Here is a 15,762-nt window from a genome sequence, read left to right on the forward strand (position 1 = left end):
GGCACAACCGCCCCCTGGTGTTCCACTGGAGAGAACTCTATTCTGTTGAGCGGAAATTCCCTTTCACTTTGTGGAAACGTCCGAAGCTGCCCGGAACCCCTCGGAGCGGGGCCGCGGCCGGACCGGAGAGGTCTTGACGCGACCCGGACCCGAGTGGAAGCTTCAACAAAACGTTGAGATCGGCATTCCGCTGGGCGGAAGACGCCGTGGGAGGGAGAGGTGGCCGACGTGGAACTGATGCTGCGTTCGACGCGCGTGATCACTCCGGAGGGCACCCGCGCGGCATCCGTCGCCGTCGCCGGGGGGAAGATCACCGCCGTCCTGCCGCACCGGACCGAGGTGCCCGCCGGATGCCGCCTGGAGGACCTGGGCGACGACGTCCTGCTGCCGGGGCTGGTGGACACCCACGTGCACGTCAACGACCCCGGCCGCACCGAGTGGGAGGGGTTCGGCCCGGCGACCCGGGCCGCCGCAGCGGGCGGTGTCACCACGCTGATCGACATGCCGCTCAACAGCGTCCCGCCGACCACCACCACCGAGGCGCTCGACATCAAGCGGGCCGTCGCCCGCGACCGGGTGCACGTCGACGTCGGCTTCTGGGGCGGCGCCGTCCCCGGCAACGTCCCGCACCTGCGCCCGCTGCACGAGGCCGGCGTCTTCGGCTTCAAGTGCTTCCTGCTCCACTCCGGCGTGGACGAGTTCCCCCAGCTCTCACCGGCCGAACTGAAGGACGCGCTTGCCGAGATCACCGGCTTCGGCGGCCTGCTCATCGTGCACGCCGAGGACCCGCACCTGATCGAGGCCGCGCCGCCCGCCACCGGCCCCCGCTACACCTCCTTCCTCGCCTCCCGCCCGCGCGCCGCCGAGGACCGCGCCATCGCCGGTCTGATCGGCCTCGCCCGCGAACTGGACGCCCGGGTCCACGTCCTCCACCTCTCCTCCGGCGACGCCCTGCCGATGATCGCCGCCGCCCGCCGCGAGGGCGTACGGCTCACCGTCGAGACCTGCCCGCACTTCCTCACCCTCACCGCCGAGGAAGTCCCCGACGGCGCGACCGAGTTCAAGTGCTGTCCGCCCATCCGGGAGGCGGCCAACCAGGACGCCCTCTGGCAGGGCCTGGCCGACGGCGTGATCGACTGCGTGGTCTCCGACCACTCGCCGTGCACCGCCGACCTCAAGGTCGGCGACTTCGGCCAGGCCTGGGGCGGCATCTCCTCCCTCCAGCTGGGACTGCCCGCGGTATGGACCGCCGCCCGGCGGCGCGGCCACCGGCTGGAGGAGGTGGTCCGCTGGATGGCCACCGCGCCGGCCCAACTCGTCGGCCTCGGACACAAGGGCGCCATCGAACCCGGCCGCGACGCCGACTTCGCGGTCCTCGCCCCGGACGAGACCTTCACCGTCGATCCCGCCGGGCTGCACCACCGCAACCAGGTCACCGCCTACGCGGGCAGGACGCTCCACGGCGTGGTGCGGTCCACCTGGCTGCGCGGCGTCAAGATCGCCGACCACGGAACCCCCACCGAACCCACCGGCCGACTCCTCGAAAGGCAGCGCACCGTATGACCGCCGCGATCCCTTCCTTCACCGGAGACGCCAGCCCGTACGGAGGCGGCGACCCCTACGCCGACTACCGCACCCCCGGGCCGTCCGGTTTCCCCTTCGCCCACCTCGCCGACCTCGCCGACCGACGGCTGGGCGCCGGGGTGATCGCGGCCAACGACGAGTTCTTCGCGGAGCGTGAGAACCTCCTCAAGCCCGAGGCCGCCCACTTCGACCCCGAGGCGTTCGGCCACAAGGGCAAGATCATGGACGGCTGGGAGACCCGGCGCCGGCGCGGCACCGGCCCCGACGTGCCGCACCCCGCCGACGACGACCACGACTGGGCGCTCATCCGGCTCGGCGCGCCCGGTGTCGTCCGCGGCATCGTCGTGGACACCGCCCACTTCCGCGGCAACTACCCGCAGGCGGTGAGCGTGGAGGCCACCTCGGTGCCCGGCTCGCCGTCGCCGGAGGACCTCCTCGCCGACGACGTGGAGTGGACCGTGCTGGTGCCGCGCACCCCGGTCGGCGGCCACGCGGCGAACGGCTTCACCGTGGACTGCGAACGCCGCTTCACCCACCTGCGGCTCAAGCAGCACCCCGACGGCGGCATCGCCCGGCTGCGGGTGTACGGCGAGGTGGCCCCGGCGCCCGAGTGGCTCGCCGCCCTCGGCACCTTCGACCTGGTGGCGCTGGAGAACGGCGGTGCGGTCGAGGACGCCTCGGACCGCTTCTACTCGCCGCCCACCAACACCATCCAGCCCGGCCGTTCGCGGAAGATGGACGACGGCTGGGAGACCCGCCGCCGCCGGGACAAGGGCAACGACTGGGTGCGCTACCGGCTCACCGAGCAGGCCGAGATCCGCGCCGTGGAGATCGACACCGGCTATCTGAAGGGCAACTCGGCGGGCTGGGCCGCGCTGTACGCGCTGGACGCCACGAGCGGAGCCGACCCGGCCGACCACACCACCGGCTGGGTCGAGATCCTGCCCCGCACCCGGCTCCAGCCCGACACCGTGCACCGCTTCCTGCCGGCGGACGCGCCCGCCGCCACGCACGTACGGATCGACATCTTCCCCGACGGCGGCATCGCCCGGCTCCGGCTGCACGGTGCGCTCACCGCCGACGGCGCCGAGCGGCTCGCCGCCCGCCACGCCGAACTGGAGGGCTGAGCCGCCACCGCGGACCGGAGAAACGTTCCGTCGCTGGTCGGCCGGTCGGCCGGTCGGCCCGCGGCGGGCGTTCCCGCCGCGGGTGGGGCCCGGCCGGCGCGGGCGGGCGTCCCCCACGGGCTGAGCAACCCGGTACGGGCCCGGTACGGGCCGAGTGCGGCCGCTACGGTCCGGCCGGTGGCACCGGCTTGGGCAGCCCGATGGGGTTGGGGAACCGCAGCGCGGTGCCGCAGGCGTGGGCCAGCGGGGTCAGCAGCGCGGCCAGCCGCCGCCGCTCCTCGACGGCCAGGCCCTGCCAGGGCCGGGCGGCCGCGCGGTCGGTGGCCCGCTCCACCGCCTCCAGCACCCGCCGGCCCTCCGCCGTCGCCGAGCCCTCCGGGTCCAGCAGGCCGCGCCCGGCCAGCCGGTCCCGGGCGGCCGCCCACTCCTGGTCGGTCCATCCCCGGTACGGCTGCAACTCGGTGCGCGGCAGGTCCACCCCGGAGCGCAGCACCAGGGTCTCGCACCCGTCCAGGTCGGCGGCGACCAGCGCCGCCACATGCCCGTCGCCCCGGTGCTCCCGCAGGATCGTGGTGGCGTGCCACAGCCGGTCCACCGGGTCCCGCGGCACCGGCAGCGCCGCGTTCGCCGCGCCCAGCACCCGGCCGCCCAGATCCAGCCGAACCGCGACGGCCAGCAGCGCGTCACCGGCCCGGGCCACCTCCTCCTGGTGCCCCTGGAGCAGTCGGCGCAGTGCCGCCCCCGCGCCCGCGCGCCGGATCTCCACGGCGCGCGCGGGGCCGGCGATCTGCCACACCGCCGGCAGCGCCCGGGCCACCATGGCGGGTGCGAAGCCGAAGAAGGCGGCCACCACCGGTTCCGGGCCGACCGGTCCCAGCGGTGCCGCCCGGCCGGCGAAGTAGCCGCGCCAGAAGCCCCGCAGCCCCGCCTCCTCGAAGGCGGCGCGCGCCTCCGGGGCGAAGTAGGTGACGGCGTGGACGGGTTCCAGCAGTGCCCACATGGCGCGGGCGCAGGTGGCGGCCGGGGTGGGGGTGTCGGTGGCGTGGGAGGTCATGGATCACCAGATTGCCAGAGCGGCGGCGGGAGTTCGAGGGACGGGAACGGGGTGGGCGGGCGACCGCCGTACGGCCGTCGGGGCCGCCGGGCCGTCGGGGAGCGCCGTCGGACGGGCGTGCGAGGATTTCGGAGTGAACGATCTCCGCTTCCGCCCGGCCACCGGGACCGACCTGTCCACCCTCGTCCGGCTCCGCGACGACGCGGCCCGCTGGATGCTGGCGCGCGGCGTCACCGGGCAGTGGCGGCCGGGGGAGCTGGACGAGGACCACTTCCGCCGGGTCATGGCACGCGGCGAGGTCTGGCTGGCGGAGGCTCGGGAGGGCGTCGTCGGCGCCTGGGAGCTGTGGTGGGAGGACGAGGCGGCCTGGGGCCCGCAGCCGCCGGTGGCCGGATATGTGCACCGGCTGATGGTGGACCGGAGCACCGCCGCGCCCGGCACCGGACGGTTGCTGCTGGAAGCGGCCGAACGCCGGGTGGCCGCGGTGGGACGCGGCCGGGTGCGCCTGGACTGCCTGGCCACCAACCCGCAGCTCAACGCCTACTACCGGGCGGCTGGTTACCGGGTGGTGGGCCACGCGGAGGGGAAGCCGCAGCCGGGCGGGGTGGCCAAGTCCTTCACGCTGCTGGAGAAGCGGCTCCGGGCGGCGGTGGACGGCTGACGCGTCCCGGGCCGCCCCTCCGGCGGGGTGGGGGGTCCGGGTTCGGGCGGGGGCCGCGGCCCGGGCCCCGGTGCGGCGCGGGACCGGCCGGCCCGGCACGGGGTTCCGGTGCGGTGCCGCCGGCCCGGCCCGGGATTCCGGTGGTGCCGTGCCGGGGACGGCCGCGCCGGTCAGCGCGGAACCGGGGTCGTCGTGCTCCGGCCGGGCCGCGTGCCCGCCGGCGGGTAGTCGCAGTCGAGGCTGCTCATCTCGCGGTCGCCGTCGTCCGCGTCGATGACCACCGAGCCGGTGCAGGCACGTCCGTGTTCGTCGGTCCAGGTGACGAGTTCGCTCTTGTCCGACTCCGCGCAGCCGGTGAGCAGGACGACCGCGATCAGCGGTCCGGCGAGCGCGGTCATCCTGCGCGTGCTCATGTCGCCCCCGCGGGACGGTCCTCCCGGTCTCTCGGACTGCCGGGCAGCATCGGGCACCGGCATGGCCACGTCGGGGCGCGCGGGTGAACACGCCGCCGACAACGGTGGGCCGGCCGCGACCGCGGTGCCGGGCACGCCGGCCCGCGCACGGGACCGCGGTGTGTCCCGCGCACGGGTCTGCGGCCTGCCCCGGGCGGAGGGGGTGAGCCGTTCGACGGCGCCGGGCCGGCCCACGGGCCACGGCAGCGCCACGGTGGCCGGGAGCCGTCGGGCCGTCCGGCGGGCGGCTCCGCGCGAGGGGTGTCCCGGGCGCCTATGCCCCGCCGAGGTAGAAGAGGAGGAAGAGGAACGCGGCGATGACGTGGACGCCGACGAGGTAGACGAAGATCCGGAAGGCGATCGCCCGAGGGGTGCGGTCCTCCTCGTTGACGGTGCGGTCCGGGGCCGTCACCGGCGCCCGTGCCGCCGGGGCGCTCGTTGCCGCAGCCGTTTCCGTCGACGTCTCCGCCCCTGCCGCCGTCTCCGTCCGAGCCGGCCGCTCCGTCTCCGCGGCGGGGTCGGGGGCGGCGGCCGGGTCGGTGTGCGTACCGGGGTGCGCGGTGTGCCGGGCTTCCGTCATGGGGTGCCTCCAGGCGTGGGCGGGATTCCGTGGCCGGGCGGGGTGCCGGGGCCCGCGGTGGGCGGGCCGCCGGGCGGTGCACCCGGCGGCCCGTGCGGGACGTCGCCGGGGAAGCCGGCCGGGGTAGCCCGCAGGGGTTGCCGCGGGCGGACCGGGGGACGCCCCGGGGAGGGGTCGCCCAGGCACAGCTCGGCCGCGCCGCTCTGGATCAGGGTGTGGACGAAGAGCAGGTCCACTCCGCCCCGGGAGGCCGCCGCCAGCCGGTGCGGGGTCAGCGAGTCGTAGTGCGCCGCGTCACCGGGCGCCAGGATGTGCGTGGCCTCGCCGAGGACCAGCCGCAGCTGCCCGTCGAGGACGTAGAGCCACTCCTCGCCCGGGTGCACCCGGACCAGGTCCTCCTCCGGGCTCTGCCGCGGCGGCACGTGGACCCGCAGGGCCTGCATCGCGCGCCCCGAGCCGCCGGCCCGCCAGTACGTCCAGCCGCCGCTGGCCGACGCCTCCATCCGGTCGCCGCGCACGATCGGGTCCCGCTCCGGCGGAACCTCGCCGAGCAGGTCCGATACCGTGGTTCCGTAGATACGTGCGAGGGCCAGCAGCATCGGCAGCGACGGCTGGCGGTGGCCGGTCTCCAGCCGGGAGAGGTGGGCGGGGGAGAGTCCGGCCAGCCGGGCCGCGGCTTCCAGGGTCAGTCCGCTGCGTTGCCGCAGGCCACGCAGACGAGGGGCGACGGCCGGCAGCGCGCCGCCGGCCGCGTCCTCGGTTGAGGAGGTCATACCTCCGGTATAGCCAGCTTTTCGCCTGTGAGGCAAAAGTTTTGCCTCTGAGGCAAAGCGGCCTCCGTCTGTGCCTGCGTCGGGGCCCGGGTCCGCACCCCGACCGACTCCCCGCGCGTCCATGGCCCCGGCTCGCGTCCCCGTCGTGCCCGGGCGCGCCCCGAGCTCCCGCCCCGCCCGTCCGGGGGCCGGGCCGGGCCGGGGAGCCTGGCCGGTACGTCGGCGCCGGGCGGGTGCGGCGCGGGTACGTCGGCGCTCACGCCGGTGGTCGGCGCCGGGCCGGTGCGTCGCGGGTGCGGCACGGGCGGCGTGCGGGCCGTACGGACGCGGGCGGGATCCGGACCGGGGTCGGCGCCGGTGCGGCGCGGGCCGGGCCGGCCCGCGTCGCATGGGGGCGGGGTTCGGGGGCGGCGGTGGTGGCGCCCGGTGTGAGCCGGCCCGGCGAGAATCCGCAGTGCCCGTCCCGGTGGTCCGGTGCGTACGGCGCGAGGCGCGCCCGCCGTGACATCCCCGCTGTGACGGACCCGCTGTGACGTCGACGGGGGCCCATCCGCCGCGGCGCGGCGGAGTCCCGGTGCGGCGGCGCCGGGCGCGGCCGGGGCCGGGGTCCGGCCCCATGGCCGGGGCGGCGACCGGTCCGGGAGGCCGGCGCGTTCCCGCGTACCGGTCACGGGTCCTTCACCGGTCGCTGACATGTCGTCCGGGTCGGTGACGTGTCGTTCGATGCCGTGAACTCACGCGGAACTCCGCGTCGTTGGCGTTGACATGACATCTCCGTGGCGGGCCATGCTGTCCCCATGAGAATCCCCCCACGGATCGCCCGCATCGGCGCGCTCGGCGCCCTCGCCTCGGCGCTGGTCCTCGCCGGACCCGCCGCGGCGGCCACCCCTGCCACCCCCGCCCTCACCGACGGCGCCCACGACCGGATCGCGGCCACCGCACCGGCCGGGACCGCCGCGGTCGGTGACATCTGCCTCTCCGACCTCCCCCGGGAAGCCCACGACACCCTGGACCTGATCGCCTCCGGCGGTCCCTACCCGTTCCCGCAGGACGGCACGGTCTTCCAGAACCGGGAGGGCATCCTGCCGCGGCAGTCCCTGGGCTACTACCACGAGTACACGGTGGTCACCCCGGGGTCGGACGACCGCGGCGCACGCCGCATCGTCACCGGCGACGGAGGCCGCGAGGACTACTACACCGCCGACCACTACCGGTCCTTCGACCTCGTCAACCACGGCTGCTGAGCCCTCCGGCCCCGGCGCCACTCCCCGCCGGTCCCCGCGGTCGCCGCTCCCCTTCCGGTGGCGACCGCGGTCCCCGGCCGCGCCCCGGGCTCGTTCCCGCACCCGCACCCGTGCTCGTGCCCGCGCGCACAGGGTTCCCGCGCCCCTGTCCGTGCCGCGCCGTGCCCCCGCGTCCCCCTGTCGGGCGGGCCACCGCGCCCGTACCCCGCCGGACGGCCCCGCGGGCCGCGAAGGGCGGCGGATCAGTGCGCCGGGACGCCCGCCGAACGGTCCTCGGCGAACGCGCCGACGAAGTCACGGATCACGGTCCGGTGGTCGTCCGGCCGCCAGACCAGGGCGAGCCGGCTGGGGGAGAGGCCGCCGACCGGCAGGGTCACCACCCCGGGGCGGCGGTAGATCTCGGCGTTCCCGGACGCCAGCAGCACCACCCCGCTGCCCTCCTCCACCGCCTCGAAGGTCTCGTCGGCGTTGGAGACGGTCGCGCCGATCCGCACCGGCCGGCCGCCGCGCTCCGGCACCGCCAGCCAGAAGTCCCGCAGCACCCCCGCGCTCTCCGGCAGCGCCAGGAACGGTTCGTCGAGCAGTTCCTCGAAGGCCACCTCCGAGCGGCCGGCGAACCGGTGCCCGGCCGGCATCGCCACCCAGCGCGGCTCGGTGGCCACCACCCGTACCGCGAACGCTTCCTGATCGGGGATCGGCAGCCACAGCAGGGCCGCGTCCACCTGCCCGGCGGCCAGCCCCGCCGTCGCGTCCTCCCAGTCCACCTGGCGTATCCGGATGCGCCAGGCGGGGTGCCGTTCGGCGAGCCGGGCGCGGGCGGCCGGGAGCAGTCCGCGGCCGATGCTGGAGGACACCCCGACGGTCAGCACCGCGGCCTCCGCGGCCGCGGCGTCGCTCACCGCCCGCTGCGCCTCGTCCCAGGCCCGGATGACCTCGCGGGCCTGGGGCAGCAGTGCCTGCCCGGGCGCGGTCAGGGTGACCGACCGCCGGTCCCGGTTGAACAGCCGCACCCGGAGCAGCTCCTCCAGCTGTTTGATCTGCTTGCTGAGCGCGGGCTGGGAGACGAACAACCGCTCGGCCGCCCGGGTGAAGTTGAGCTCCTCGGCGGTGGCGACGAAGTACCGAAGGTCACGCAGGTGAGCGTCCATAGCCGATGGCTATCACAACGGATCTTGGACACGCACCCGGCAACCGGCCCACCATCGACGGTATGACAGCAACCGCACCCGGCGCGCCCGCGCCCGGCCACCGGCCGGTGGCGCTGGTCACCGGGGCCAACCGGGGCATCGGCTACGAGGTCTGCCGGGCACTCGCCGGCCTCGGCCACACCGTGCTGCTCACCGCCCGCCTGGCGGACGCGGCCGGCGCCGCCGCCGGACGTCTCGCCGACGCCGGCGGTGACGTCCACCCGCTCCCGCTGGACGTCACCGACGACACCGGGGTGCGGCGGGCGGCGGCACAGGTCCGCCGCCGGTACGGCCGGCTCGACGTGCTGGTCAACAACGCGGCCACCGGCTACGACCCCGGCCGGCGGGCGGTCACCGCCGACCTGGACGCGGTCCGGGAGGCCGCCGAGACCAACCTCTACGGGCCGTGGCGCACCGTCCGCGCCTTCGCGCCGCTGCTGCGCGCCGCCCCGCACCCACGGATCGTCAACGTCTCCAGCGAGGTGGCCTCCCTCACCAACATGGGGGGCGGCAGCCCCGCCTACACCGCCTCCAAGGCCGCCCTCAACGCGCTGACCCGGATGCTCGCCGCCGAACTGCGCGCCGACGGGGTCCTGGTCAACGCGGTGTGCCCGGGATGGGTCGCGACCCGGATGGGCGGACCCGGCGGACGGCCGGTGGCGGACGGCGCGGCCGGAGTGGTCTGGGCGGCGACGCTGCCGGACTCCGGGCCGACCGGGGGATTCTTCCGGGACGGCCGCCCGCTGCCCTGGTGACCACCGCCGGTGCCGGCAGGCCGGTCGGGCCCGTCGGGCCCCGTCGGGCCTCGCCCGTGGGGCCGCCGCCCGCCGGCCTCCGCCGTCGTTGCGCCCGGTCCGCCGGCCTCCACCCGCCGGCCGCGGTCCGGCCCTCCCGGCGCGCTGACCCCGGCCGGGCGCTCCCGGCGTGCTGCCCCGGCCCGTTTGCGCTGGGCTTGTTGTGCTGCCCCCGGCCCGTTTGCGCCGGGCTCATGGTGCTGCTCCCGGCCCGTTGCGCCGGGCCCTTGGCTTCCGGGGTGCCGGCTCCGGCCGGAGGCCCCGCGCGTCGGACGGGCCGGGAAAACCACGTGCGCGCGGCGGGAGTGCCCCGTTAACGTGGCGAGCATGAAGCGCGCCGCCGACACCACGACGCCGGAGACCGTCCCGGCGCGCTGATCCCTGTCCTGACCGACGCAGCCCCGGGGCGAGTGCCCCGGGGCTCTGTCGTGGGCCCACCCGGCGGCGCCGGGGCCGGGGCTCGTCCACGGGGACCGAGGACCACCGTGAACGCCTCCCGCCGCCACCACGCCCCCGACGACCACGCCCCGGCAACCCCCGCCCCCGGCCGTGCCCCGGAAGGCCGGGCCGCCGACGGCCAGGCCGCGAACCGCCGGGCCGCCGGCTGCCACGCCGCCGACCGCCGTGCCCCCGACCACCGCAGGCTCGGCCGGGAACTCGGCCTGTTCGACACCGACCCGCTCATCGGCGCCGGCCTGCCGTACTGGCTGCCCGACGGCGCCGAGGTGCGGCACACCCTGGAGGAGTACATCCGCTCCGAGGAGCGGCGGGCCGGCTACCGGCACGTCCACTCGCCGGTGCTGGGCAAACGGGAGCTGTACGAGATCTCCGGCCACTGGTCGCACTACGGCGAGGACATGTTCCCGCCGATGGACCTGGGCGGTGAGCAACTGGTGCTGCGGCCGAGCCTGTGCCCGCACCACGCGGTGATCTACCGCTCCCGCGCCCGTAGCTACCGCGAACTCCCGCTGCGCATGGCCGAGTTGGGAGGCATGTACCGATCGGAGCTGTCCGGCGTCCTGGGCGGGCTGACCCGGGTGCGGGCGATCCAGCTCAACGACGCGCACATCTTCTGCACCCCCGATCAGGTCGCCGAGGAGGCGCGGGCCGCCCTGGAGATGATCGGCCGGGCGTACCGGGCGCTCGGCATCCGCCCCGCCCGCTACCGGCTCTCCCTGCCCGGCGCCGGCGGCAAGTACGCGGCCGGACCAGGGCTGTGGCAACGCGCCGCCGCCCTGCTCGCCGAGGCGCTCGACCGCTGCGGCCTGCGCTACGAGGCGGCCGAGGGCGAGGCGGCGTTCTACGGCCCCAAGATCGACGTCCAGGTCGCCGACGGCGCGGGCCGGGAGTCCACCCTCTCCACCGTCCAGATCGACTTCCACCAGCCCGAGCGCTTCGACCTGGGCTACACCGGCCCGGACGGCGCCCGGCACCGCCCCGTCATGATCCACCGCAGCGTCATCGGCAGCATGGAACGGGCCGTCGCCCACCTCATCGAGGCGCACGGCGGGGCGTTCCCGGCCTGGCTGGCCCCCACCCAGCTGACCGTCCTGCCGATCGGGGACGCCCAGTGGGCCCGGGCCGAGGCGATCGCCCGGGAGGCCGCCGAGCGGGGGCTGCGCGCGGAGGTCGCGGGCGCCGAACGCGGCAGTCTCGGCGCCCGGGTGCGGGCGGCGCGGCTGGTGCCGTACCTGGCGGTCGTCGGGGCGCGGGAGGCCGCCGACGGCTCCGTCGCCCTCCGGCTGCGCGACGGGCGCCGCCCGGCGGCCCTGCCCTCCGGCGAGGCCCTGGACCGGATCGCCGCGGTGGTCCGGGACCGCGGCGCCGACCTGTGGCCGGCCGGCTGAACCGGGGGAGCCTGCCGTGCGGCCCTCGTCGCGGGGGCGGGGACACGCCTGCCGTGCGGCCCTCGTCGCGGCGGGGCGGTCCCCCGGGACGGGGGCGCGGTCCCCGCGCCGCGACGGGCCACGGTCCGGGTGGGACAGCGCGTCCCGGGCCCGGGTGGGACGGCGGTGTTCGGGCCGTTGGGACGGCGGTGCGCGCCCCTGGGGACCGCCCGCCGCGACGAGGGCCGCACGGCAGGCGTGTCCCCGCCCGCGACGAGGGCCGCACGGCAGGCGCGTCCCGGCCCCGGCGCCCGTCCCCGGCCCCGGACCGGCCGGGCCCCGGACGGGGCCGCCCCCTCGGTCCGGCCTCCCCGATCCCGACCCGGGGTCGGGGAGGCCCGATTCCGGGTCGGGGGCACGGCCCCGCATTTGTCCGGACAACCTGACTTCGCATCTTCCGGTCATGTACCCATCGGACTACGCTCACCCCCGTGGCACCGCAGGAAGCTCATCCGCCCCGCGCCGCCGAACCGCTCCACCTCGGCGTGGACCGCGCCAGCCCCGTACCGCTGTACTTCCAGCTCGCCCAGCAGCTGGAGGCGGCGATCGAGGGCGGCCGGCTGCCCCCCGGCACGCTCCTCGGCAACGAGATCCAGCTGGCCGCGCGGGTGGGGCTCTCCCGCCCCACCGTCCGGCAGGCCATCCAGACCCTGGTGGACAAGGGACTGCTGGTCCGCCGGCGCGGAGTGGGCACCCAGGTGATGCACGGCAAGGTGCGGCGCCCGGTGGAGCTGAGCAGCCTCTACGACGACCTGGAGGCGGCCGGCCGGCACCCGGCCACCGAGGTGCTGCGCCACACCACCGCACCCGCGCCGGCCGAGGCCGCCGCCGCGCTGGAGATCCCCGCGGGCACCGAGGTGGTGCTGATCGAGCGGGTGCGGCTGGCGCACGGCGAACCGGTGGCCCACCTGCGCAACCACCTCCCGGTCGGCCTGCTGGAGCTGGACCGCGCGGAACTGGCCGGGACCGGGCTGTACCGGCTGCTGCGCGCCGCCGGGATCACCCTGCACAGCGCCCGGCAGACGGTCGGCGCGCGGGCCGCCACCGCCGAGGAGGGCGAGCGGCTCGACGAGCCCGCCGGGGCTCCGCTGCTCACCATGGAACGCACCGCCTTCGACGAGACCGGCCGCCCGGTGGAGTTCGGCAGCCACGTCTACCGGGCGTCCCGCTACTCCTTCGAGTTCCAGCTTGCTGGCCCGCCCTGAGGCCCGCACCCCCGCACCCCGTACCGCCCACCGCCCGCTGTCCCCACCCGCCGCCCCGTCCCCGTCACCGTCCCGTCCGTCCCCGTTCTCCCGGCCGTGCCCCGGTGGCAGTCCGTGTGACACCTCTTGACGGAGCGCTGCTACGCGCGTAGGTAGCTGACCTGACCGGAGCCGCCGGTCGGTGGTCAGGGATACTTGGCCGGTCGTGTGCCGATTTCCCGGCGCCCGGCCGCACCGGGTGGACGTGACGGAGTAGCGAGAAGGGCGAGTCTTGGTGGCAAGGGCTGGAAGAGGCGTACGGGCGATGACCGCCGTGCTCGCGGCGGTGCTCGGCGCGACCCTGGCGGGATGCAGCAGCACGGGCGGCAAGCGGGCCGAGGAACGGGCCGCGCAGGCCGCCGAGGGCCGCGCGGCGGTGAACACCCCCCGCTGGACCTTCGCCATGGTCACCCACTCCGGGGACGGCGACACCTTCTGGGACATCGTGCAGAAGGGCGCCGAGCAGGCCGCGGTCAAGGACAACATCAAGTTCGTCTACGCCCACCACGAGGAGGGCCAGCAGCAGGCCCAGCTGGTGCAGACCTTCATCGACCAGGACGTGGACGGGCTGATCGTCACGCTCGCCAAGCCGGACGCGATGAAGGGCGTCCTGGCCAAGGCCCGCAAGGCGGGCATCCCGGTGATCACCGTCAACTCCGGCTCCGAGGAGTCCAAGGAGTTCGGCGCGCTCACCCACATCGGCCAGGACGAGACCATCGCCGGCGAGGCGGTCGGCGAGGAGCTGAACGCGCGCGGCAAGAAGAAGGCCCTGTGCGTGCTGCACGAGCAGGGCAACGTGGGACACGAGCAGCGCTGCGACGGCACCGCGGACACCTTCGACGGCAAGCTGGAGAAGCTGTACGTGGAGGGCACCAACATGCCCGACGTGCAGTCCTCCATCGAGGCCAAGCTCCAGGCCGACGAGGACATCGACGCGGTCGTCACCCTCGGCGCGCCGTTCGCCGACACCGCGGCCAAGGCGGCCGACCAGGCGGGCAGCGACGCGGAGATCGACACCTTCGACCTCAACGCCAAGGTGGTCACCGCGCTGCGCGACGGCACGCTGGGCTTCGCCGTGGACCAGCAGCCCTACCTCCAGGGCTACCAGGCCGTGGACCTGCTGTGGCTGTACCGCTACAACGCCAACGCCCTCGGCGGCGGCCGCCCGGTCCTCACCGGCCCGCAGATCATCACCAAGGACCAGGCCGACGACCTGGCCGACTACACCCGGCGGAGCACCCGGTGAGCGCCGCCGCCCCGACCCGCGCGCCGGAGCCGGCCGCCGACGACCGGGGGCCGGCACACCGCTCGCCGGCCCGCAGGCTGCTCGCCCGCCCCGAGCTGGGCGCGGTCGTCGGCGCCGCCGCCGTCTTCCTGTTCTTCTCGGTGGTCGCCGACACCTTCCTGCAGTGGTCCAGCTTCGGCACCGTGCTGTACGCCTCCTCCACCATCGGGATCATGGCGGTGCCGGTGGCGCTGCTGATGATCGGCGGGGAGTTCGACCTGTCGGCGGGCGTGCTGGTGACCTCCTCCGCGCTGATCTCGTCGATGTTCTCGTACCAGATGACGGCGAACGTCTGGGTCGGCATCGGGGTCTCGCTGCTCGCCACCCTGGCGATCGGCTTCTTCAACGGGTTCATGCTGACCCGCACCAAACTGCCCAGCTTCATCATCACCCTGGGCACCTTCCTGATGCTCACCGGCGCCAACCTGGGCTTCACCCGGTTCATCAGCGGCGGGGTCTCCACCAAGACCATCGGAGACATGGAGGGCTTCCCGGCCGCGCAGGACGTCTTCGCCTCCTCGCTGACCATCGGCGACATCGAGCTGAAGGTCACCATCCTGTGGTGGTTCGGCCTGGTCGCCCTCGCCACCTGGATCCTGCTGCGCACCCGCACCGGCAACTGGATCTTCGCGGTGGGCGGCAACGCGGACGCGGCCCGCGCGGTGGGCGTCCCGGTCAACCGCATCCGGATCGGCCTGTACATGGGGGTCGCCTTCGGCGCCTGGATCGCCGGCCAGCACCTGCTGATGTCCTACGACGTGGTGCAGTCCGGCGAGGGCGTGGGCAACGAGTTCCTGTACATCATCGCGGCGGTCATCGGCGGCTGCCTGATGACCGGCGGCTACGGTTCGGCCATCGGCGCGGCCGTGGGCGCCTTCATCTTCGGCATGACGAACAAGGGCATCGTCTACGCGCAGTGGGGAGCGGAGTGGTTCAAGCTTTTCCTGGGGGCGATGCTGCTGCTCGCCGTGCTGCTCAACGCGTGGGTCCGCAAGCGGGTGGAGGCGAGGAAGTGACGAGCGAGCGACCGGCCGCCGGCCCGGCCGGGGCCACCGCCCCGCTGGTCGAGCTGGACGGGGTGGCCAAGCACTACGGCAACGTCAAGGCCCTCGACGGTGTCTCCATGACGGTGCGCGCCGGGGAGATCACCTGCGTGCTGGGGGACAACGGCGCCGGCAAGTCCACCCTCATCAAGATCATCGCGGGACTGCACCGGCACGACGCGGGCACCCTGCGGATCGCCGGCGAGGAGACCGTGCTCGGCTCGCCCCGGCAGGCGCTCGACCGCGGCATCGCCACCGTGTACCAGGACCTCGCCGTCGTCCCGCTGATGCCGGTGTGGCGCAACTTCTTCCTCGGCTCCGAGCCCACCCGGGGCCGCGGCCCCTTCCGCCGCCTGGACGTGGCCGCGATGCGCGAGACCACCCACGCCGCGCTGCTGCGGATGGGGATCGACCTGCGCGACGTGGACCAGCCCATCGGCACCCTCTCGGGGGGTGAGCGCCAGTGCGTGGCCATCGCCCGCGCGGTGCACTTCGGGGCGAAAGTGCTGGTGCTGGACGAGCCGACCGCCGCGCTGGGCGTCAAGCAGTCCGGGGTGGTGCTCAAGTACGTGGCCGCCGCCCGCGACGCCGGGCTCGGGGTGGTCCTGATCACCCACAACCCGCACCACGCCTACCTCGTCGGCGATCACTTCGTCCTGCTCAAGCGGGGCGTCATGGCCGGCAGCCACGCCAAGGAACAGATCTCCCTGGAGGAGCTGACCCGGCAGATGGCCGGCGGCAGCGAGCTGGAACAGCTCAGCCACGAGCTGGCCCGGGCGCAGGGCCCCGGCCTCCCCGACGGCCGCGGCGACGGCCACCGGGAGGGCCCCGCGGCGGGCTGAGCGCGG

Annotated in this window: 14 protein-coding genes and 1 pseudogene; 10 read left to right on the forward strand and 5 right to left on the reverse strand. The window is 75.5% G+C overall.

Going from position 1 to position 15,762, the window contains the following annotated elements; genetic code table 11:
• Positions 1-237: 237 nt before the first annotated feature.
• On the forward strand, positions 238-1,563 hold the full coding sequence (allB, locus tag IHE55_RS23960; RefSeq protein ID WP_197992208.1) for an allantoinase AllB: 1,326 nt from the start codon (positions 238-240) through the stop codon (positions 1,561-1,563).
• Positions 1,560-2,711 carry an allantoicase gene (gene alc, locus IHE55_RS23965; protein WP_197990915.1) on the forward strand — a complete coding sequence of 384 codons (1,152 nt, stop codon included), beginning with the start codon at positions 1,560-1,562 and terminating at the stop codon, positions 2,709-2,711. Before allB ends, alc begins: the two co-directional genes overlap by 4 nt.
• Positions 2,712-2,874: 163 nt before the next feature.
• Here alc and IHE55_RS23970 read toward each other — a convergent pair whose 3' ends face one another.
• Entirely contained in the window at positions 2,875-3,765 is an 891-nt protein-coding gene (locus IHE55_RS23970; protein WP_197990916.1) for an SCO6745 family protein, read from the reverse strand.
• Between the two features lie 133 nt (positions 3,766-3,898).
• Between IHE55_RS23970 and IHE55_RS23975 the strand changes: the two genes are divergently transcribed.
• On the forward strand, positions 3,899-4,426 hold the full coding sequence (locus tag IHE55_RS23975) for a GNAT family N-acetyltransferase (protein WP_307826805.1): 528 nt from the start codon (positions 3,899-3,901) through the stop codon (positions 4,424-4,426).
• 170 nt (positions 4,427-4,596) lie between these two features.
• Here IHE55_RS23975 and IHE55_RS23980 read toward each other — a convergent pair whose 3' ends face one another.
• The 3 genes and pseudogenes from IHE55_RS23980 to IHE55_RS23990 form a co-directional block, all read right to left on the reverse strand.
• Positions 4,597-4,839, reverse strand: coding sequence for a hypothetical protein (locus tag IHE55_RS23980; protein WP_232265678.1), 243 nt, complete (start codon positions 4,837-4,839; stop codon positions 4,597-4,599).
• A 313-nt stretch (positions 4,840-5,152) separates the two neighbouring features.
• Positions 5,153-5,458: a DUF6126 family protein gene (locus tag IHE55_RS23985; protein WP_197992325.1), complete on the reverse strand. Its 306-nt coding sequence runs from the start codon at positions 5,456-5,458 to the stop codon at positions 5,153-5,155.
• 158 nt (positions 5,459-5,616) lie between these two features.
• A pseudogene (locus IHE55_RS23990) lies at positions 5,617-6,231 on the reverse strand (helix-turn-helix domain-containing protein); the annotation flags it as partial.
• Between the two features lie 797 nt (positions 6,232-7,028).
• On the opposite strand from IHE55_RS23990, the gene IHE55_RS23995 reads away from it, so the two are divergent.
• The gene (locus IHE55_RS23995) at positions 7,029-7,475 is read left to right on the forward strand and encodes a ribonuclease (protein WP_197990919.1); all 447 of its coding nucleotides are present in this window, start codon (positions 7,029-7,031) and stop codon (positions 7,473-7,475) included.
• Between the two features lie 242 nt (positions 7,476-7,717).
• Here the strand turns inward: IHE55_RS23995 and IHE55_RS24000 are convergent, their stop codons facing one another.
• Positions 7,718-8,623 (reverse strand): LysR family transcriptional regulator, encoded by a 906-nt coding sequence (locus IHE55_RS24000; RefSeq protein WP_197990920.1) that lies wholly within the window; start codon positions 8,621-8,623, stop codon positions 7,718-7,720.
• A gap of 62 nt (positions 8,624-8,685) precedes the next feature.
• On the opposite strand from IHE55_RS24000, the gene IHE55_RS24005 reads away from it, so the two are divergent.
• The 6 genes from IHE55_RS24005 (at position 8,686) to IHE55_RS24030 (ending at position 15,756) form a co-directional block, all read left to right on the forward strand.
• Complete coding sequence (locus IHE55_RS24005) at positions 8,686-9,417, forward strand: SDR family NAD(P)-dependent oxidoreductase (RefSeq protein ID WP_197990921.1); 732 nt, start codon at positions 8,686-8,688, stop codon at positions 9,415-9,417.
• Positions 9,418-9,941: 524 nt separating this feature from the next.
• Entirely contained in the window at positions 9,942-11,303 is a 1,362-nt protein-coding gene (gene thrS, locus IHE55_RS24010; RefSeq protein WP_197990922.1) for a threonine--tRNA ligase, read from the forward strand.
• 470 nt (positions 11,304-11,773) lie between these two features.
• Positions 11,774-12,547, forward strand: coding sequence for a GntR family transcriptional regulator (locus tag IHE55_RS24015; protein ID WP_307826806.1), 774 nt, complete (start codon positions 11,774-11,776; stop codon positions 12,545-12,547).
• A gap of 304 nt (positions 12,548-12,851) precedes the next feature.
• Entirely contained in the window at positions 12,852-13,832 is a 981-nt protein-coding gene (locus IHE55_RS24020) for a sugar ABC transporter substrate-binding protein (RefSeq protein ID WP_197990923.1), read from the forward strand.
• The gene (locus IHE55_RS24025; RefSeq protein ID WP_197990924.1) at positions 13,829-14,887 is read left to right on the forward strand and encodes an ABC transporter permease; all 1,059 of its coding nucleotides are present in this window, start codon (positions 13,829-13,831) and stop codon (positions 14,885-14,887) included. Before IHE55_RS24020 ends, IHE55_RS24025 begins: the two co-directional genes overlap by 4 nt.
• Positions 14,884-15,756, forward strand: coding sequence for an ATP-binding cassette domain-containing protein (locus IHE55_RS24030; protein ID WP_307826807.1), 873 nt, complete (start codon positions 14,884-14,886; stop codon positions 15,754-15,756). Before IHE55_RS24025 ends, IHE55_RS24030 begins: the two co-directional genes overlap by 4 nt.
• Positions 15,757-15,762: the final 6 nt, after the last annotated feature.

Origin of the sequence: Streptomyces pactum, from assembly GCF_016031615.1 — a bacterium.
Classification (GTDB): Bacteria; Actinomycetota; Actinomycetes; order Streptomycetales; family Streptomycetaceae; genus Streptomyces; species Streptomyces pactus.